Raw genomic sequence first — 19,784 nt, 5'->3', positions numbered from 1 at the left:
CGATTCAGCCGCGACCGATAGTCCGCGAAACGCGTGCCATCTATGCTGGATTCACGTCGTTGCGGGTCGCACGGCCACCCCTTGCTTCAGGAGACGCATCATGAATACGACGAAGTCGATTCTCGTTGTCATCACGGCACTCGCGATGGGCTCGTCCCTCGTCGGCTGCACGCTGGGCGGCGCCGCCGCGGGCGGGGTCATCGGGCACGAAGCCACCGGCGGCAGCACCGCCGGCACCATCGGCGGCGCGGTCGTCGGCGGGGTCATCGGCCACGAGTTGGGCAAGTAACGTTGCCGCTCGGCCCGGCGCACGCCGTCATCGCCCCACGGCATAGAGTGGGGAGTTGGCGGCGTAGCCGTACATGATCAGCACCGCGCCCACCAAGGCATCTGCCGCCGCCCGGGCCTCCGCCACATTCGCATAGCGCTTGGCCTGCGCCGTGCAGGTCGCGTAATGACGCGCGCCATGCTTTAACGCGCCGTCGTGCCGACCGATAAACGCCGCCTGACGGCCGCTCCATACGAAGTAGCCTTCACACCTCGCCATCTCCGGCGGCCGCCTGACCGTCAAGTCCTCCTTCTGCGATGCCTCGCCCGCCTTGTGCAAGCGCCACTGACGCTTGATCGCCGCATCGGACCAGCGTCCCATGCCAATGTCTTTTCCTCGGTTCTTTGCCATTGCTCCCTCCTGGAGTTTGCCTGCGGCACTGCGCTCGCGGGCACTCCAATAATGGTGAACAATAACGCGGTGAAGTGGGATGGGGAGTGTCCGATATGCGATGCCACACCCTACGACGACGCCCCACAAGACTCGATACTCGCTGCTCGTCATGCAAAGGAAACCAAACCGCGCCCTCTCGCCTCATGATTGGCCGCAAGGGACGATGAGCCCGCTATCTTCCGGCAAACATAGCGCGGCGAACGCACAACAGTGCTGCACTGCACACCATGCAAGCGATCCGCATTGTCTACACTGAAGGTCTCGTTCTCTTCGGAAGATGGATCCGTTGGCCGCAACGGCATCCGCGAAACCAGGACATGGCGACCGTCACCTTCGCACCCGCAATTCAGCGCCACGTCTGCGTTGACGATCAATGCATCGATGGACCGACCGTCCATGCCGTGCTCGCGCAATGCGTGACGCTCACGCCCGAGTTGCGCGGCTACCTGTTCAACGATCAGGGACGATTGCGTGCGCACGTCGCGGTCTTTGTCGATGGCCGGCTGATCCGCGACCGACACACGCTGGGCGACACACTGAACGACGCCAGCCGCGTGTATGTCGCCCAGGCGCTCTCGGGCGGATAAGGGAGCACGGCGGGAGCGGCGGATGAATGCGCGAGCATCGAACAAGACTCGCGCGAGCCAAGGAGGCAGATCGTGAAACACGTCACCGGAGCCACGTTGCTGGTTGCCACCCGCAAGGGATTGTTCACATGGCAGCGTGAGGACGCCGTCTGGCGCCTGAAGTCGAGCGCGCCCGACTTTCCCGGCGAGCCCGTGAGCATGGTGCTGCGCGACCCGCGCGACGGCACCGATTACGCCGCGCTCAATCTGGGTCACTTCGGCGTGAAGCTCTGGTGCCGCGAACGCGACGCGAGCGAGTGGACCGAACTCTCACCGCCGGCCTTCGCCCCAGAAATAGAGCAGTCCGAAGCATCGGCGAACGATGCGCAGGCGTTGTCGGCACCATCGGTCTCCCTGCTCTGGTCGCTCGAAGCCGCGGGGCCCGACGCCCCCGGCGTTCTGTGGGCAGGCACGATTCCCGGTGGCCTCTTCCGCTCCCACGACCGAGGCCGCACCTGGACACTGGTGCAAAGCTTGTGGGATCGCCCCGAGCGCGCCGAATGGATGGGGGGCGGCTACGATCACCCCGGCATTCATTCGATCTGTATCGATCCGCGCGACAGCCGACAGGTGAGCGTCGCCATCTCGACCGGCGGCGTCTGGCGCACACGTGACGACGGACACACCTGGGCTTTGGCGGCCAGCGGCATGGAAGCCGATTACATGCCGCCCGAACGACGCCTCGATCCGAATGCGCAGGACGTCCACCGTCTCGTGCAATGCCGCGACGCCCCCAACGCCCTGTGGGCACAGCATCACAACGGCATCTTCCGCAGCCTCGACTACGGCGCCTCGTGGCGGCGGATTCAAGCGTCACCGTCGAGTTTTGGTTTTGCTGTCGCCGTCGATCCGCACGACCCCGATGTCGCGTGGTTCGTACCCGCCCAGCGCGATGCCTGTCGCATGCCGGTCGACGCCCGTCTCGTCGTCATTCGCACGCGCGATGGCGGCGAGTCGTTTACATCGCTCTCGCACGGACTGCCGGAGGTGCCGTCCTACGATCTGATCTATCGCCACGGCCTGGATATCGACGCCACCGGCCACTCGCTCGCCATGGGCTCGACCACCGGCGCGCTGTGGGTCAGCGACAACGCAGGCGAGCAGTGGCAATGCCTGTCCACGCACTTGCCCCCTATCTACGCCGTGCGCTTCGTGTAGCGGGCGTCTTGTCGTTCGACATGCCGAGCGTCTCGTCGGTACGCCCTCGCCCGTTTTGCTGAAGGAAACCTTCAGTTAGCGCGTTTCGCGTCGTAGATAGAGATAGGCGAACTGGCTTCATTGATCCCCCCCGTCACGCGTTGCTTGGCGTGTCGCGCGCGCCGATGTCGGTGCGTGCGACAAGGTCGCGTCGTGCTTCCTGCTGAGCGTCGGCACGCACCGCGCAGCGATCGGCAACCCGGCCTCGCAACGCAAGTGGGCCACAACGTCACCCTTGTCGTCCAGGCATCCCATCCCTAAACGGAGTCACCCGAATGCGAATCGCCGACCTGAAAATCCGAACCCGACTGGCCATCGGTTTCGGCACGTTGCTAGCCCTGTTGTTGACCATGCTTGTCATCACCCTGATGCGCTTCGTCGCCATCGAGCGCGATAACGAAGAACTGCTCACCAGCGCGTGGGCCAAGGCCGATGCGGCACACAGCATCGATGCCATGGTGCGTGGCAACGGCCGCCGCATGCTGGAGATCTTCACGATCACCGACGCCGCGCAACGCAACACCATCAACCAGCGTATCGACGCCAATCTCAGCCGGATCGGCGAGGCGCAGGCCGTGCTCGACAAATACGTGGTGTCGGCGCACGGCAAACAATTGATGACCTCGATCCGGCAACACAACGACGCGTTTGTGACGGCACGTCGTGCGATGCTCGCCGCATTGACCTCGGGCGAGCGAGACTTGGCGCTGGACCTCACCCATCGCGACGCCCTCCCCGCGCTCGACGCCATGCAGGCCGAAGCCGCCGAACTGGTCACGCTCCAGAAAAAGATCGTCGACGACACCGGCGCCACAACGCGCGCCGGCATCGTCTTCGCCAAATGGCTGCTCATCGCCATCGGTGCAGCGGCAACCCTCCTGGGCATCGGCGCCGCCTGGTCGGTCACGCGCAGCATCACGCGTCCGCTCGCGCGCGCCGTGGCCGTGGCCGAGCGCGTGGCACAGGGCGATCTCACGAGTCGCATCGATGTGACCAGCCGCGACGAGACGGGCCAATTGATGGGCGCACTCAAACACATGAATGAAAGTCTGGAACACATTGTGCGACGCGTACGACACGGCACAGCCGCCATCGCCTCGGCATCGGGGCAATTGCTTGCCGGCAACACCGATCTGTCGTCCCGCACCGAAGAACAGGCCGCATCCCTGGAAGAGACCGCCTCGTCGATGGAAGAGTTGACGGCCACCGTGCGCCAGAACGCCGATAACGCGCGGCAAGCCAGCCAATTGGCCGCGAACGCGTCGGAAATCGCCGGTGAAGGCGGCCGGGTGGTCGAACGTGCGGTCGCCTCGATGCAGGGGATTGCGGCCAGCTCGACGAAGATCAACGACATCATTGGCGTGATCGACGGCATTGCCTTTCAGACCAATATTCTCGCGCTGAACGCCGCCGTCGAAGCGGCGCGTGCCGGCGAGCAAGGTCGCGGTTTCGCCGTCGTGGCGGGCGAAGTGCGCACGCTAGCCCAACGCAGCGCCGCCGCGGCCAAGGAGATCAAGACGCTCATCGAGACGTCCGTCGACAAGGTCGAAGACGGCTCGGCACAAGTGCGCGACGCCGGTCGCACGATGGCGGAAATCGTGCAGGCCGTGCAGCGCGTGACCGACATCATGGGCGAAATCTCGGCGGCATCGAGCGAGCAATCGGGCGGCATCGAGCAGGTCAACACCGCCGTCATGCAGATGGACCAGGTCACGCAGCAAAATGCCGCGCTCGTCGAGCAGGCCACGGCGGCCGCCGGGTCGTTGGAAGATCAGGCGCGCTATCTGCGCGACGCCGTCGCCGTGTTCCGGCTGACCGATGGCGACCTCGTCACGGCCATGCTCGACGCCCCCGCCCAGACGGCCGCCAACGGCCCGCGGGGCGACGTGCTGGCGTTCGCCCGGGCGCGCCATACCGCGTAATCGGCATCATCGGCATCATCGGCGCCTTCGCCGTTCCGGCCGTGCCGCTGGGGCGTGCCGGCGAGGCGCCGCGCCCGCCCGCAGGCGGTGCCGCCGGCCGGCGCAAACCCCCATGCCTGCTGGGCTTCCAGCCGATGTCACGCTCAGCGCGGCATGGAGACATTGGAGTATGATGGCTGCTGCTATGCTTTTTCCCACCGTCTGGAAAAGAGGTGTACCGTGGCCCGAAAGACCCCCATCGAGCGCTACCGAAACATCGGCATCAGTGCTCACATCGACGCTGGCAAGACAACGACGACCGAGCGCATCCTGTTCTACACAGGCGTCAACCACAAGCTGGGCGAAGTCCACGAAGGCGCTGCCACAATGGACTGGATGGAGCAGGAACAAGAGCGCGGCATCACGATCACGTCTGCCGCGACGACCTGCTTCTGGCGCGGCATGGCCGGCAACTATCCCGAACACCGCATCAACATCATCGACACGCCGGGCCACGTCGACTTCACGATTGAAGTCGAGCGCTCGATGCGCGTGCTCGACGGCGCCTGCATGGTCTACGATTCGGTCGGCGGTGTGCAACCGCAATCCGAGACCGTCTGGCGGCAAGCCAACAAGTACAAGGTGCCACGCATCGCGTTCGTCAACAAGATGGACCGCGTGGGTGCCGACTTCTTCCGCGTGCACAAGCAGATTCACGAGCGTCTGCGCGGCAATGCCGTGCCCATCCAGATTCCGATCGGCGCCGAGGACAATTTCCAGGGCGTGGTCGATCTCGTGAAGATGAAAGGCATCGTCTGGGATGAGGAATCGAAGGGCGTGAAGTTCGAATACGTCGACATTCCGGCCAATCTCAAGGACACGGCGCAGGAATGGCACGACAAGATGATCGAAGCCGCCGCCGAGGCCGATGAGGCGCTGCTCGAAAAGTATCTTGGCGGCGATACGCTGACCGAGGCCGAGATCCGGCAGGGGCTGCGCAAGCGTACCGTCGCGGGTGAAATCGTGCCGATGTTGTGCGGCACCGCGTTCAAGAACAAGGGCGTGCAGGCCATGCTCGACGCTGTGATCGATTACCTGCCGTCGCCCGTCGACGTGCCCGCCATCGCCGGTCACGACGAAGACGACAAGGAGATCGAACGCCACCCGTCGGACGACGAGCCCTTCTCCGCCCTCGCCTTCAAGATCATGACGGACCCGTTCGTCGGCCAGTTGATCTTCTTCCGCGTGTACTCGGGCGTGATCGACTCGGGCGCCACCGTCTTCAATCCGACCAAGGACAAGAAGGAACGCTTGGGGCGTATCTTGCAGATGCACGCCAATCAACGCATCGAGATCAAGGAAGTGCGGGCGGGAGATATCGCCGCGGCGGTCGGTCTGAAGGAAGCGACGACTGGCGACACGCTGTGCGATCCGAACGCCGTGATCATTCTGGAGAAGATGGAATTCCCCGAGCCCGTGATTTCGCAGGCGGTCGAGCCCAAGACCAAGGCAGACCAGGAGAAGATGGGCCTCGCCCTGAATCGGCTGGCGCAGGAAGACCCGTCGTTCCGCGTGAAGACCGACGAAGAATCGGGCCAGACGATCATCTCGGGCATGGGCGAGCTGCACCTCGAAATTCTGGTCGATCGCATGCGCCGCGAGTTCGGCGTGGAGGCGACCGTCGGCAAGCCGCAGGTTGCCTATCGCGAAACGGTGCGCAAGAAAATCGAAGACGTGCAGGGCAAGTTCGTCAAGCAGTCGGGCGGACGCGGCCAGTATGGCGACGTGGTCATCACGCTGGAGCCGGACAAGGAAAAGCCGTATGAATTCGTCGATGCGATCAAGGGCGGCGTGGTGCCACGCGAGTTTATCCCGGCCGTGGACAAGGGCATTCGCGAGACGCTGAACAACGGCGTGGTGGCCGGCTATCCGGTCGTCAACGTGAAGGTTACGCTCACGTTCGGGTCATACCATGACGTGGACTCGAACGAAAACGCGTTCCGCATGGCGGGCTCGATGGCGTTCAAGGAGGCGATGCGCCGCGCCGACCCGGTGCTGCTCGAGCCGATGATGGCGGTCGAAGTCGAGACGCCCGAAGAGTTCATGGGCAACGTGATGGGCGACCTGTCCGGTCGTCGCGGCATGTTGCAGGGTATGGATGACATCGTGGGCGGCGGCAAGATCGTACGCGCCGAGGTGCCGCTGTCAGAAATGTTCGGTTACTCGACCTCGTTGCGCTCGCTCACGCAAGGGCGCGCCACGTACACAATGGAATTCAAACACTACGCCGAAGCGCCGAGGAACGTGGCCGACGCGATTATTTCGACCAAGAAGTAATGCGTCATCGGATGTCGAGCGCGGCGGGTCAGGATTGACCGCCGCGCCCGATGTCGTTATCCGGCTGTCGCGCTCGCTAACGCGCTGACTGCCGCTCCGTCATAAGGCGTGATCGGCCCGAGAGAATCGGGCGTCGCGGGCACGGGCGCGGTCAGTAAGTGCGCAGATGCTCGGCGTGATGCGACAGATGATCCGCCATGAAGGTCTGAATGAAGTAGTAGCCGTGGTCGTAGCCGGGGTGGCGCCGCAGGTTCAGCGGCTGACCGGCATCCTGGCAGGCGCGCTCGAAGAGGTGCGGATGCAGTTGTGATTCGAGGAATTGATCGTTCAAGCCCTGATCGATCAGGATGCCGCCGGGAAACACCACCTGCCCGGCCTTCGCCATCAGTTCGCTGGCGTCATACTGACGCCATGTCTCGCGATCCGCGCCCAGATATCCCGCGAATGCCTTCTCGCCCCATGGGCAACGCGTTGGCGCCGCGATCGGCGCGAATGCCGACACCGAGCGGAATTTGTCAGGGTTGCGCAGTGCTAGCGTCAGGGCACCATGCCCGCCCATGGAGTGGCCGAAGATGCCGATCCGTCCCGCGTCGATCGGCAGCGATTGCGTCACCACGCCGTAGAGTTCGTCGACGATATAGCTGTACATGCGATAGTGCGCCGACCAAGGTGCCTGTGTCGCATCGAGATAGAAGCCGGCGCCGACGCCGAAATCCCAGGCATCGGTCTCGCCCGGCACGCCAGCACCACGCGGGCTGGTGTCGGGCGCAATCAGCGCCACGCCGTGTTCTGCGGCGAGCCATTGCGCGCCGCCCTTGATCATGAACGTTTCTTCCGTGCAGGTAAGCCCCGCGAGATAGAACAGCGCCGGCACCGCCCGGCCGTCACGCGCCTGAGGCGGGATGAACACCGAGAAACGCATCGGCAGGCCGATGACAGTCGACGTGTGGCGATAGAAGCGTTGCGCACCACCGAAACAACGGTGTTCGGAAATGAGTTCGAGCATGACGAAATCCGAGAGGGTTCGGGAAGTCGGCCATGGCGCCGCGCCGCCGGGAGCGGGGCAACCATTGCGATGATGGCCGCTATCTTACCTCGCGAGGCGACAGGTGACATCGGCGAGGTGCGTGGGGTGCGCGATGTTCATTCTAGCGGGTTGCATGACGGTCGCGATGTCGCGCAGACGTTCGCTCAGGCGACCTGATGATACCGAAGCCAAAGTCCGTGTTAAGTTGCTGTGCCACCACGTTGCCAACGATTGTGGAACTGGGCTGAAGCTCAGGCGAAAATGCTGCCACCGTGGTACGTCGAATGTCGACGCTCCGGCCTGCTCCGGCCTGGCGACATCGATTGATCGGGCCAGCGAATTCGTCTCCAGCGGTAGAACAACTACTTCCACCGCCCCCGGGCCAATCACCGCCGCATGCAGGTGGCAGGTAGCTCCGGAGGCGCTTCGCTCCGCCGGCATCGCCATCGATCACGGCGCCTCGCCTGCCATTGCTTCCGCGCCTTCACGCCCCGCATGCCTGGCCGCCCGTTGCTCAGCCACGGCTCGCCTCGCCAGGGTGCCCAAAGTGTGTATCTCCTTTTCAACGTCCCGGGTCCACGGACGTCCATAGTTAATCCGGATGTGACGGCGAAATTCGCTATCGCGTGAAAAAATTGCACCGGGTGCTATCGCGATTTCGTGCGCTTCGGCCATTTCGAACAACTGCACTGCCCCTACCCCTTCTGGAAGTTGCACCCAAAGGAAGAATCCGCCCGGCGGCCGGACCACCAGTGTCCCTTTGGGGAAGTACTTTACGACAGCGGCCACCATCCGTGTCTGAAGGGACGCCAGTTCGCGGCGCAGCTTACGCAGCAGCCGGTCGTAATCCCCATGTTCAAGGAGGCCCGCAATTGCGCATTGCACGGGCACAGACGCCGGGTCCATTGTCAGCCAACGCGCGTGCTCAATTCTCCTGGCGTAGCGCCCCGCGGCTACCCAACCGAGGTGCAGGCCCGGCGCAAGGCTCGTCGAGAACGACCCGCAGTGCAGCACGAGACCTTTGGCATCGAAGCGCTTCGCCGGATACGCCGGCGTCAAACCGAAATGCAGTTCGCGGAATACGTCGTCCTCGATCAGCGGCACGCCATATATGGCCAGTAGCCTCACAAGTGCCTGCTTCCGTTCATCGGAGAGCGTCGCGCCTGTTGGCTGATGCAGTGTCGTCATAAACCAGCAAGCCCGTACCGGACGCTGCCGCAACGCCTCCTCTAATACGCCGAGGTCGAGTCCATGGTGTGGATCGACAGGGATTTCCACGGCCTTAAGACGGAGGCGCTTAACCACATCTCGCACGGCGTGGAAAGCAGGCCGTTCAATTGCGATGGTGTCGCCAGGCCGAGTCAGAACCTGCAGACAAAGCATCGTTGCGTCGAGCGCGCCACTCGTCACAACAACCTCTTCGATTGGGACCGCAACACCTGTGACAACGTAGCGCAGGGCGATCTGGCGACGCAGATCCGCTTCTACCTCTCCCGCCGACAAGGCGTTCCGGGAACTCGCCATCCTCCGAATTGCTGCAGCCAATGCGCGCGCAATCCGGCTAAACGGGAACAGCTTGGCACATGGCTCGGAAGAGCCAAGCCACGGATGCGCGCATCGACGTTGAGCCCTCATGAAGCGGATAGTCAGGCTGTCACCACCCGCGTCCTCAACACTGTGCTTCGAAACGAGGGTTAAGGCTTTCGTTGACGCGGGCCCGCTTGCGACGAAATAGCCCGAGCGAGGTCTTGCGACGATCAGGCCTCGTCGTTCGAGGGTGTAGTAAGCATGGAAAACGGTTGAAGGACTCACGCGATACGAACTGCTCGCCCGGCGCACCGACGGGAGTCGCACACCGGGTTCAAGCGTACCGTTCAGCATCAGACTTTCGAACTCCGCCGCCAATTGGAGATAGCGCTTCATTATTGTGTTATGCCAACCAAATGGAGCTATTCCGCTCTGCCCCGGTTGAGGGTGGAACGCGTCGTTCAGAAATTCCGACCCCGCCAACTGAGCGCGGTTGCGGCGCCAGCCGGCTTTTTGGACGCGGCGCTGGCGGTCTCGAAAAGTACCTTCAGCCGGCTGGCGCTGAGCGCACGGCTGTAGAAAAACCCTTGACCATACTCGACACGGTTCGCGCGTGCGACGTTGTGATGCGCCGAGTTCTCAATGCCTTCGACCACGACCACGGCGCCCATCTCATGGCCCATGCGCGTCAAAGTACCGATGTGTCGGGATCGCTCATCGGGATTCATTCCCAGCACGCGCCTGTCAATCTTTACCATCTCAAAGGTCATCGCTGCCGGCAGTTCAGGTTCAACGTCAGCAGGCCGCGCGACCGACAGGGCAAAACGCACGCCTATTTCACGCGCCCGCGCCATCATCGGGATGAGTCGGTTTTTGAACTTCCTCGCGCTGCCCGCCCCGATCTTTAGCATCAACGGGGGAAGACCGAGGGAACCAACGTCGCCAAGGTGCGCGAGGAACGCAGAACTTACCAAGTAAGACGCGGGCGCTGTAACGCCGAGGTAGAGCGATTTTGGAGCACCGATTTCCCGCAACTCCTGGGCGGCGCGCGACAGGACAAAACGTGTCACCGGTCCGATCAAACTACTCTTCTCGATGACGTCCATATAGTGAGCCGGGCCCAGCGCGCCGTACTTCTGGTTGTCCCAACGCAACAGGGCGTCGACGCCCACGCACCTGGCCCGCCTCACGCCAACGACCGGTTGGTACTCAAGGTGGAATTCGCCGCGACGTAGCCCTGCACGCGCAGCACGCAGGAGCGACTTGTCGTAGCGAAACCACCGCTTGAGGGCCCAGCCGACAACGACGACCAGCACCGCCACCAGGATCGGCCACAATACAAAGCCCGATAGGGTCCATGCTGAGGCGCGCTGTGTCGCTGCGCTTGCCGACGGCCGCGCCGGGGCGAGCGTGTCGGCCTCGATCCAAGGCGAGTTCGCCCGGGTTTCACAATCCGCACCCAATGAGCAGTCCGAGACCGGCATTGTCGGCGGTTCCGGCGATTGCTTCGCCAGGTCGGCCCGCGACGTGCTACCCACCAGCGCGTCAGAGGCTAGAAGGCCATTTCGTTCTGCCGCTGCCTGGCCGCTGATTTGCCACCGCACGTCGCTGAGCAGCGTCGCAAGGTTCGCCTCTGCATGGGCCCTTACAGCAGTAGTTCCAATGACAACTTCACGCGCATCCTTCAGCGAATCGCAGGTATTCGTTAGCACAGGCACCGGGCCGGCGACCGGGCCGACAAGGGCTGCGGGAACAACGGGCAACCGTACAATGGACGCGCAGGGTGCGCCAAAGCGAATCGGGGGCGCGGGTGGGTCGGCGAGCCTGTCCGTCAATGGTTGCCAGTCGTTATGTTCAAGCGTATGAATGCGACTAGAGCGGGTGTCGGCCGGATCTGCAAGAGCAAGTGTGGTGCCTGCGCAGATGACCAGGATGACTGTCAACCCTTGTTCCGAGGCACGACCGAGCGCGACGAACGCGCTGCGCCTGATTTTTGATACAGGGAACCCAAATGCCATTGGTCTATCACTAAAAGAATTCGGCTTGAAAAATCGTTATGGATCGGACCGCTTCGCGTCGGCGAAACTTCGAAGGCAGTGGAGCCTGTCTGGGCCGCACTTTGCCAGCGTGTGTGCGTCCGCAATAGAAGCAGATTGCGAAAGAATGGCCGTATCAGATTGAGAAGTGGCTATCTTCCGAGGTTAGGCGTGTGTGCTGGCGGGGCCGGTCCGATGCCCGAAATCGTGTTTTCCGTAAGGAGCACCCGTTGAAACGGTACGAGCGGTTAGCCGAACAAATCAGTGAGCTCATCAAGCGCGGTGATCTGCCACCCGGCGCGCGTATTCCTTCGGTTCGCTCGGCTTGCAAGGCATGGGACGTGAGCCCCGCGACGGTATTTCGCGCCTACTACCTGCTCGAAGACAGGGGCGTGATCAAGGCGCGCCCGCGCTCAGGCTATTTCGTGTCGCCGACTACCGGAGCATTACCGCGGCAAAGGCCCCGGACCTCGCCGGGTGCCGATCCGAAGACCGTCAATATCAGCGACCTTGTCTTTGAGGTACTCGAGACGATCAGGCAGCCCGAGACTGTCCCATTGGGTTCAGCGTTTCTGAGCCCTACGTTGCTTCCAATGGCACGTGTCGGAAAGTCATGCGCGACTGTCAATCGCTCAACGCACCTGGCCAGCATGGTTGACGGCCTGCCGCCGGGGTTTGAAGGATTGCGCCAGCAGATTTCGTTGCGTTACCTGATGTCGGGGATGATGGTGCCTGTCGATGAGATCGTCATTACGAGCGGTGCACTCGAAGCCCTGACGCTCAGCGCCCAGTTGCTGGCCGCGCCAGGCGATGTGATCGTGATCGAAAAGCCGACGTTTTACGCAGCGCTGCAGGCTATCGAGCGTTTGAGGCTGAACGTAGTGGAGATTCCCGTCGACCCGGTGAAGGGTCATGATCTGGATGCGCTAGCGCGGGCGCTGCAGCAGCATCCGGTTCGGGCCTGCTGGTTCATGACCTCGTTCCACAATCCGACCGGAGTGACGCTGGTCGATTCCAGAAAGCAGGCGCTGGTTGATCTGCTCGCCAAACACGACGTGCCGCTCATTGAGGATGACGTCTACCACGAACTGCATTTTGGCCCGGACCCGGTGCGTCCGGCCAAATTCTTTGACCGGAAAGGTCTTGTCATCCATTGTGGATCGTTTTCGAAGTGCCTTGCCCCCGGATATCGTATCGGCTGGGCGGCAGCCGGAAGGTTCGCGGGCAGGCTGGAACGTGCGAAATGGATGACCACGCTATCGGCCAGCATGCCGGCCCAGCGCGCAATCGCCGACTATCTGGAGCACGGCGGCTACGAACGATTTCTTAAAAAACTACGTCGCGAGTTGGCCCATCAGCAATCGCAGATGCTTGACGCGATCAGCCGGTACTTCCCGGCCGATACCCTAGCCACCAAGTCCGACGGCGGTTATTTCACCTGGGTAACGCTTCCGGACCACGTAGACTCGATACAGTTCTTCCAGGCTGCGCTCAGCAGTGGCATCAGCGTCGCGCCCGGACCTATCTTCTCAGCGGACGGCGCCTTCCGGCACCGTGTACGACTGAACTATGGATACCCATGGTCAGCGCGGCTCGAGAATGCGGTTGCGACACTAGGTGCCCTGTGCGCTGATGAATCGCGTTGCGGCGCCAGGCTTGCCGGTCCGGTTCGGCCGGCATGATACGGACGTCGATCTCAACCCGGCACGCCGGCCGGTGAATCGTGAATCTCATGCACGACAATACGCGCCTTGCCTGCGACTTTCGCACGATACATCGCGGCATCCGCCGCACGTAACAGGGCTTCGCCACTTAACGACGCTGCCTGGCCGCGCAGTAGCATGCCGATACTGGCTGATAACCTGACGACCTTCGCCCCAAACGTTATGGGCTGGCTCAGTGTCAGCAGGATCGCCCGTGCAATTCTCTCCAGTGCAGCGTGATCGATGGCAGGGCCGGCCAGCAGCACGGTGAACTCATCCCCGGCGTGCCGCGCAACCAGATCCCCGCCACGCACGCAGCGGCTTATCCGGCGCGCGGTTTCAACCAGGACTTCGTCGCCGCACTGATGCCCGTAGGTATCGTTGACAGCCTTGAAGCCGTCCAGGTCGATAAACATGATGGCCGCCACACCGTCGCTGCCTGCTGCGCACGCCTCATCGAGCCTCTCGAAGAACGAGCGTCTGTTCGGCAGGCCGGTCAGCGCGTCGTGGAATGCCTGGTGCCGCAGGCGATCGAGCAACGCCCTTCGCTCAGTCACATCCTGCACCAGCAGGCAGTACCCATCATCCGCCTGATCATGGACACGACGCGGCACCATCACACCACGCAGGACACGTTGGCTCCCGTTAAGCGTCGCTCCAACCTCGTACTCGGCCCTTTCGCCGCTGAGCACGCGCTGGACGTACGGCTCGATGGCAGCAAAAAAATCAGCGTCGAGAACCTCGTGGGTGAGCCGTCCCACGATCTCCTCGGGGTCCAACCCCAGCCACTCGCGATAGGTTGAGTTGGCGAACCGATAACGTCGCTCACCGTCGACGTACGCGACCAGCGCCGGCAGATTGTCAGCGATAGCGCGCAAATCCACGCGCGTGGCTCCCAATTGTCGCTCGGCGCTCGTCAGTTGCTCATGCGCCTTGCGCAGACCTTCCGAGGCCTCATGGGCTCCCCGATGCAACGCAGCCTCCCGCGCATCGCGCGCGGCTTTTTCCTGTTGCTCCGCCTGGGTATCATGAATGACAAACAGCCAGCCGCCGTCGCGGGCCGACGTCGTCTGCCTCCGTGCCACCTGCACTCGCGCTGGCTTTCTTTGCTTGTTGCGCAACCTGAACGTTACGTCGAGTGTCAGGACCTCGCCCCCCCCGGCTACGAATATCCAGGGACTGCACGGCCTGCTCAAACCTGGTCCGGTCGCTCGCATCCAGCAGATCGCGTATGTTCGTTTTCGTCAGCGGAGCGCGCGAGTGCGCGAGTGCGCGAAGAATTTCACGCAGGCATCATTCATGTGTCGCCACTCCCAGTCCCTTCCGATATGTGCGATAGCGACTGGAGTCCGATGGAACGTCTCGACGTAAAGCGTGTGCTGGGTCTGAAGCCGGTCGATCGCCCGAAGCACCTGCAAGCGATCAGCGCTGTCCAGCTTGCTCAGGCCAATTTCGTGCTCGAGCATTTGCCCCAGGTCTGCCAGCATCTGACGCTGTTGGCGCGTGAAACGCCGCGGCATCGAGTGCATCACACATAGCATACCGATGGGTTTACCGCACGGTAGACGCAGCGCAATGCCTGCGAAAAAACGGATTCCAAAGTGGTGGGTTGCCAGTGGCCCCTGCGCAAGCTCCGCATCGGACAATGTATCCCTGACGACAAACGGTTCCTCGCATTGGAGCGTCCGGCCATAGTAAGTCGCCACATGGAATACGACGTTCCGTTGCAGCGACCGACTTCAGAAACTGGATGCGCGCATCGCCACGCATGGCTAGAAAACGCCGGTCTACTTTCACGTAATCGAACCGGAAGTCCGCGAGCAAGTCAAAATTGCTGACGCCTGTACCGAAATCGTCGAGTGACAGGTGTACGGCGCGTTGCCTTAAGTGGCCAAGGGCCGTGACAACCCGCGGCGTACGCTCGACGCAACTGCGCTCGGTGAGTTCCAAAATGAGGCGCTCCAGCATCGGACCGGCTGACTCGCAGACATCCTCGACAAAGCCGTCCTTCATCAGATGCCGCGCGCAGATGTTGACCGATATATGCCAGTGCTGGGGGAACGGCGGCTGGCTCAGTGCGTTAGTCGCCTCGCGCAGCACGAAACGGGTCAACGCGCCGAGCAGCCGCGAGCCTTCGAGCTTCCCAATGAACTGCCCCGGCCCCGCGGCGCCGAACTTTGGATGGCCCCACCGGAGCAGCGCTTCCACGCCCACGCAATGTCGCATGCACATGTCCACAATGGGCTGATAAACGACATGGAACTCACCACGGCGAAGACCGATGCGCACCGCGCGCCGCAATCTCGCTTTTGGGTGAACGCAATAGCCAACGTACACAATCGCGTCGCAAGCAGATAGTGCGAAAAGCAGAACGACGGCGGCGTGAGCGGCGAACAGGCTGGCCGCGAGGAAGCCCGCCAGGCTCGACGCAACGACGACAGTCACCGCCGCGTCGGGATGCTCGTCGAATATATAGGTCGCAGCCAGCGTATTCGTGCTGTGTAGCGTTGCAAAAATCGCATGGCGTTCTTTTCGCACGGTTATCGTAGTTGCGAACTATGACCTGGCTGCGATCCCAAAACGAGTAGCAGTCACGTATCAAAACATGCGTATCAGATCCGATGTCGTACCCGGGAAAGCTGGCCGGCAACTCACCGGAGCAGGCTTGTCTGCTTACACGATGCCGCCCGGAAATCCCACCTGACCGGCCTTGGCCATCAGTTCGCTGGCGTCATACTGACGCCACGTCTCGCGATCCGCGCCAGATATCCCGCGAACGCCTTCTCGCCCCACGGACAACGCGTTGGTGCGGCGATCGGCGCGAATGCCGACACCGGGCGGAATTCATCAGGTTTGCGCAGAGCGGGCGTCAGGGCACCATGCCGGCCCATCGAGTGGCCGAAGATGCCGATGCGTCCCGCGTCGATCGGCAACGATTGCGTCACCACGCCGTAGAGTTCGTCGACGATGTAGCTGTCGATGCGATAGTGCGACGATTGGCAATTTCGCGCATGTTGGCTTCGCCCGGGATTGATCCAAGTCATCACGCCTGGCTCGGTCTTTTATATCCTATTGAGATATATCCAAAGCGCGCATGGTATGTCGCGACGCGATGCGCTCATGCCGCTGCCAGGCCCATGCGCGCAGCAGTGCCGATGCATCAGCGATGCTGACGCAGAAAATGACGGGGGAGCCTCCATGACCGAGTTCAGAACATTCGACATCTTCCGCTACGATCCGGACGGCGATTCTGCGCCACGCATGCAGACGTTCACGATCGACATCGCGCCAACCGACCGGATGCTGCTCGATGTGTTGATGCGACTGAAGGCTCTTGACGAAACGTTGAGTTTCAGGCGCTCGTGCCGAGAGGGCGTATGCGGGTCGGACGCGATGAACATCAACGGCAAGAACGGTCTTGCCTGTACGACGAATCTTCACGATTTGCCACGTCATACGGTGTTGCGCCCGCTCCCCGGCTTGCCGGTCGTGCGCGACCTGATCGTGGACATGACGGCATTCTTCGAGCAATACCATTCGATCATGCCGTACCTGATCAACGATACGCCTCCCCCCGAACGCGAGCGCCTCCAGTCACCGGACGAACGCGATGCGCTCGACGGACTCTACGAATGCATCCTGTGCGCCTGTTGCTCGAGCGCCTGTCCGTCGTTCTGGTGGAATCCCGACAAATATGTTGGCCCCGCGGGGCTGCTGCAGGCCTACCGGTTCCTCGTTGATTCACGCGATGAAGGCACGAACGCACGGCTCGACAATCTCGAAGATCCGTATCGGCTATTTCGCTGCCGATCGATATTGAACTGCACCGACGTTTGCCCTAAGGGATTGAACCCAGCGAAGGCCATCGGCGAGATTAAATCCATGCTGGTGCGCCGGACCCTTTAAACCGAACGCCACGCGAACCCTCGGAAAACTGATCCACGCGCGACCGGCCAGCCCAAGCGTGAACGGTGCCAAGTCGGTGACGCTCATGCGACCCGACCCGCTTGAGGTCGTACAGCCTTCGACTAGAAACGCCCCCCGCTTTCGCCCCCCCCATTGCCGAACCGGGACAATCGCCGGGGCGGCCGTGTATGACGACTTACGGCAGCCGCGCCGACACAGGCGCCCCGTGCGCATGCCATCGCATTCGCACCCCGTCTCAAAAAATTTGTCACGATTTCTAAACTTTTCGCCGCGCACGTCGCTATACGGTAAAGGACGTGGGAGACGTGCGGTGATCTGTTGCACCGCGATCGACGCGAGATGTTCCCCGCTGGGAGATTTGTCACATTTGCCGGTTATGATGCGTCGCGCCATGTAAGACGCGAATGGCGATCAGGCCGCGTCAGGCACACCGAGCCCCGTCCCGCCAGGCAGTCGCAGCAACGTAGTCCATCAGCAGTGCACAAAGCAGCATCGCGCCACCACCGCCGGCACGGTCCCCCTTCAAGGACTGGTCAGGACAAGGACGACGATGCATGACACCGACCAGATCATCAGAGATTTACCGGGGCCCCAATGAAGCTGATCCTGCTGGCGCTTGCCGCCTCGCTGTTTACGCTCGTCATGATGGTACAGGCGCGCAGCGAAGCCGACGACGTAGGTATCTCCGCTGCCCGCGCGCAACCGCCGGGCGTCATCGTCAGTGACCGCGTACGTACGCGCAAGGACATGGCGATGTGGAATGCTCGCCGCAAGATGCACGCGGTGCGTCAGGAAGACTGACGCGGCCAGGGCATCGTTTCCCGTGCAGCAACATGCTGCAACGCACCAAACTTGGGCATCCTCCGCAACCGTCCTATAGTGGAAGGGAAATTCAGGCGAGGAGACAAGAACGATGCCCGCACTTCACTTCAACCTTTACGACCTGACCCTGTTCCTGCCGATGGCCGTGGCCGGTGCATTGCTCGTTGGCGGCATTCCCGTCACCACACGGGCCACGCGCTACAGTCTGCGCGCGGTCGGTGCCGTGGTCGGCGCCCTCGTCGCGTTGCTGGTCATGGAGGCGTTGCCCGTATTGGTGTAGCCACCGGGCGCCCCGAGCAGGCAAGTCGCGATCCGGCTTCGGATAGCGACTTGCGGAGCTATCCCTGTCGGCCCCGTCGCCCGCAGCCCGTTGGCACGTTGGCCCTGCCGTGCTAGTCGCGACGTCGGTCACGTCGCTGTCATCACGGCCACCTATGCTGGTTTCCGGCAACTTCGGTTGCGCTGTCACCCTCTCTGTTGCGCCGCCGACCCGCTCGGCGGCTTTTTTTATGTCGAGGCCGATGCCCCGCATCCCCGCGTTTGCACCGGCATCGTTTTCTCCCAACGCGCACACCGCCATGGCCTACAATCACCGGAAGTGCAACGCTTCGCGCCAAGTCTCCAACGCTCGACATCCGGGACACCGCGCTACGCCGACAGAGGAGGTTTCCGTATGTCCGACGCGCTCTCCCGCGCCTTCGCCGTGGTCATCAATCAGTACCGCTCGCCCCGTCAGTACACCGTTTCGGTCGAACGCACAAGTGAGATGATCGCCAAAAATATCGGGCTGTTCTCCGACGGCTTCGCCGCGGAACCGCATCTGATCGTCGGCTTGTTCGAACGCGAAGCCGACGCCTGGGCCCTCGCCCGACGTCTGCAGCGCACCCGCACCACCATGCAGGCCCTGCTCCAGACGCCCGCCCGCGCCACCTCCGTCTCGCCCCCCGAACTCGATCCGAGCGACTGATACCCCTCACGTCTTTCGCCGCCCCCCTCGGCGTCGCCGCTTGACTGCGTCACCGGATCCTCTCTCGCCCCTTCCCGTCCCGCGTCCGCCGCATGCCACGTCCTCTTCCTCTTATTCCTCGCGCCAGCACACGTTAACCGGTGATCTAAAAAACGTCCCCCGGCGTTCGCTTGCAAGCGTAGAATTCGGAATTCCATATATCACTGATACCGGCAAGCACCGGAATCCCATGTCGAACCCCGCTGCCAGCGCCGACTTTCCGGCGTCCTACCCAGCTTCCGCGCCCCAAGCGGCGCTTGCGCCGCTTGGCCCACTGACCAGCACGCCGGTGCTGATCGACCTGGTGTATTCGCGTCTGCGCGACGCCATCGCCGATCTCACATTGCCGCCGGGCGAGCGCATCCGCCAAGCCGAGTTGGCCGATGCCTTGGGCGTGTCGCGTCAGCCTGTCAGCCATGCGTTGCAGTTGCTCAAGCGCGACGGTCTGGTCTGCGACAGCGGGCGCCAAGGGCTCGAGGTCGCGCCGATCGACGCCGACCATCTTCGCCAGCTCTATCAGGTGCGCACCGCGCTGGATGGGCTCGCCGCCCGGTTGGCGGCCACGCGCATGGCACAGGGCACGCTGACCGACGTCGAATTGCGCCGCCTGCAGGACGCCGTCGCCGCCGGCATGGCGATGACACGAGGCACGCCGGTGGCGCGTCAAGTCCGCGTGGAGGTTGCCTTCCACACGGCGCTGCACGACGCGTCGGGCAACCCATTGATCGCGCAAACGGTAGCGCCGCAATGGCCGCACATCATGCGGGCGATGGCGGCAACGCTCGGCGCGATGCCGATGCAGGAAGTCGTCTGGCATGAGCACGGGGAGATCGCCGCGCGCATCGCGGCGGGCGACGCCATCGGCGCCGAAGCCGCCGCACGCGAACACACCGAAGCCGACGGCGGCCAGTCGCGACGCGAGTGGCTTGCCCGACTGGCGGGGACCCACTGACG

Annotated in this window: 18 protein-coding genes and 1 pseudogene; 11 read left to right on the top strand and 8 right to left on the bottom strand. The window is 62.8% G+C overall.

Annotation, left to right across the window (positions count from 1 at the left end):
• Nucleotides 1-100 precede the first annotated feature (100 nt).
• Complete coding sequence (locus OYT13_RS09485) at nucleotides 101-289, top strand: glycine zipper 2TM domain-containing protein (RefSeq protein WP_150564494.1); 189 nt, start codon at nucleotides 101-103, stop codon at nucleotides 287-289.
• A gap of 27 nt (nucleotides 290-316) precedes the next feature.
• Here the strand turns inward: OYT13_RS09485 and OYT13_RS09480 are convergent, their stop codons facing one another.
• Nucleotides 317-679, bottom strand: coding sequence for a hypothetical protein (locus tag OYT13_RS09480; protein WP_150564495.1), 363 nt, complete (start codon nucleotides 677-679; stop codon nucleotides 317-319).
• Between the two features lie 359 nt (nucleotides 680-1,038).
• On the opposite strand from OYT13_RS09480, the gene OYT13_RS09475 reads away from it, so the two are divergent.
• The 4 genes from OYT13_RS09475 to fusA all read left to right on the top strand — a co-directional run bounded on the left by OYT13_RS09475 (nucleotide 1,039) and on the right by fusA (nucleotide 6,782).
• Nucleotides 1,039-1,308, top strand: coding sequence for a MoaD/ThiS family protein (locus OYT13_RS09475; RefSeq protein ID WP_026131863.1), 270 nt, complete (start codon nucleotides 1,039-1,041; stop codon nucleotides 1,306-1,308).
• Nucleotides 1,309-1,380: 72 nt separating this feature from the next.
• Complete coding sequence (locus OYT13_RS09470; protein WP_268567632.1) at nucleotides 1,381-2,505, top strand: exo-alpha-sialidase; 1,125 nt, start codon at nucleotides 1,381-1,383, stop codon at nucleotides 2,503-2,505.
• 314 nt (nucleotides 2,506-2,819) lie between these two features.
• Nucleotides 2,820-4,466 (top strand): methyl-accepting chemotaxis protein, encoded by a 1,647-nt coding sequence (locus OYT13_RS09465; RefSeq protein ID WP_268567631.1) that lies wholly within the window; start codon nucleotides 2,820-2,822, stop codon nucleotides 4,464-4,466.
• A 219-nt stretch (nucleotides 4,467-4,685) separates the two neighbouring features.
• The gene (gene fusA / locus OYT13_RS09460; protein WP_017232355.1) at nucleotides 4,686-6,782 is read left to right on the top strand and encodes an elongation factor G; all 2,097 of its coding nucleotides are present in this window, start codon (nucleotides 4,686-4,688) and stop codon (nucleotides 6,780-6,782) included.
• Between the two features lie 151 nt (nucleotides 6,783-6,933).
• Here fusA and fghA read toward each other — a convergent pair whose 3' ends face one another.
• From fghA to OYT13_RS09445, 3 genes are all read right to left on the bottom strand, one after another.
• Nucleotides 6,934-7,788: an S-formylglutathione hydrolase gene (gene fghA, locus OYT13_RS09455; RefSeq protein WP_017232354.1), complete on the bottom strand. Its 855-nt coding sequence runs from the start codon at nucleotides 7,786-7,788 to the stop codon at nucleotides 6,934-6,936.
• A gap of 471 nt (nucleotides 7,789-8,259) precedes the next feature.
• Nucleotides 8,260-9,732, bottom strand: a complete 1,473-nt coding sequence (locus tag OYT13_RS09450) for an aminotransferase-like domain-containing protein (protein WP_268567630.1) — start codon at nucleotides 9,730-9,732, stop codon at nucleotides 8,260-8,262.
• Nucleotides 9,733-9,797: 65 nt separating this feature from the next.
• Nucleotides 9,798-11,279, bottom strand: coding sequence for an EAL domain-containing protein (locus tag OYT13_RS09445; RefSeq protein WP_268567629.1), 1,482 nt, complete (start codon nucleotides 11,277-11,279; stop codon nucleotides 9,798-9,800).
• A 323-nt stretch (nucleotides 11,280-11,602) separates the two neighbouring features.
• On the opposite strand from OYT13_RS09445, the gene OYT13_RS09440 reads away from it, so the two are divergent.
• Nucleotides 11,603-13,054: an aminotransferase-like domain-containing protein gene (locus tag OYT13_RS09440; protein WP_261938725.1), complete on the top strand. Its 1,452-nt coding sequence runs from the start codon at nucleotides 11,603-11,605 to the stop codon at nucleotides 13,052-13,054.
• Nucleotides 13,055-13,068: 14 nt separating this feature from the next.
• Here OYT13_RS09440 and OYT13_RS09435 read toward each other — a convergent pair whose 3' ends face one another.
• The 4 genes and pseudogenes from OYT13_RS09435 to OYT13_RS09420 all read right to left on the bottom strand — a co-directional run.
• The gene (locus tag OYT13_RS09435) at nucleotides 13,069-14,196 is read right to left on the bottom strand and encodes a diguanylate cyclase domain-containing protein (RefSeq protein ID WP_268567628.1); all 1,128 of its coding nucleotides are present in this window, start codon (nucleotides 14,194-14,196) and stop codon (nucleotides 13,069-13,071) included.
• A 123-nt stretch (nucleotides 14,197-14,319) separates the two neighbouring features.
• A complete protein-coding gene (locus tag OYT13_RS09430; protein WP_268567627.1) occupies nucleotides 14,320-14,721 on the bottom strand; it encodes a GAF domain-containing protein in 402 nt (133 codons plus the stop codon).
• Complete coding sequence (locus OYT13_RS09425) at nucleotides 14,627-15,613, bottom strand: EAL domain-containing protein (protein ID WP_232424525.1); 987 nt, start codon at nucleotides 15,611-15,613, stop codon at nucleotides 14,627-14,629. Before OYT13_RS09425 ends, OYT13_RS09430 begins: the two co-directional genes overlap by 95 nt.
• Nucleotides 15,614-15,751: 138 nt before the next feature.
• Nucleotides 15,752-16,071, bottom strand: a pseudogene (locus tag OYT13_RS09420) (alpha/beta hydrolase-fold protein); the annotation flags it as partial.
• Between the two features lie 202 nt (nucleotides 16,072-16,273).
• Between OYT13_RS09420 and OYT13_RS09415 the strand changes: the two are divergent.
• From OYT13_RS09415 to OYT13_RS09395, 5 genes are all read left to right on the top strand, one after another.
• Complete coding sequence (locus OYT13_RS09415; RefSeq protein WP_268567870.1) at nucleotides 16,274-16,981, top strand: succinate dehydrogenase iron-sulfur subunit; 708 nt, start codon at nucleotides 16,274-16,276, stop codon at nucleotides 16,979-16,981.
• 615 nt (nucleotides 16,982-17,596) lie between these two features.
• Nucleotides 17,597-17,803 carry a hypothetical protein gene (locus OYT13_RS09410; protein WP_017232346.1) on the top strand — a complete coding sequence of 69 codons (207 nt, stop codon included), beginning with the start codon at nucleotides 17,597-17,599 and terminating at the stop codon, nucleotides 17,801-17,803.
• 112 nt (nucleotides 17,804-17,915) lie between these two features.
• Nucleotides 17,916-18,104 carry a hypothetical protein gene (locus OYT13_RS09405; RefSeq protein ID WP_017232345.1) on the top strand — a complete coding sequence of 63 codons (189 nt, stop codon included), beginning with the start codon at nucleotides 17,916-17,918 and terminating at the stop codon, nucleotides 18,102-18,104.
• A 393-nt stretch (nucleotides 18,105-18,497) separates the two neighbouring features.
• Entirely contained in the window at nucleotides 18,498-18,791 is a 294-nt protein-coding gene (locus tag OYT13_RS09400) for a hypothetical protein (protein ID WP_261938728.1), read from the top strand.
• A gap of 229 nt (nucleotides 18,792-19,020) precedes the next feature.
• The gene (locus tag OYT13_RS09395) at nucleotides 19,021-19,782 is read left to right on the top strand and encodes a GntR family transcriptional regulator (protein ID WP_261938729.1); all 762 of its coding nucleotides are present in this window, start codon (nucleotides 19,021-19,023) and stop codon (nucleotides 19,780-19,782) included.
• The last annotated feature ends 2 nt before the right edge of the window (nucleotides 19,783-19,784 follow it).

The organism is Pandoraea sp. XJJ-1, assembly GCF_026802345.1.
GTDB classification, from domain to species: Bacteria; Pseudomonadota; Gammaproteobacteria; order Burkholderiales; family Burkholderiaceae; genus Pandoraea; species Pandoraea cepalis.
The sequence above is the reverse complement of the archived record's forward strand: the minus strand, read 5'-3'. Positions and strand labels throughout refer to the sequence as shown.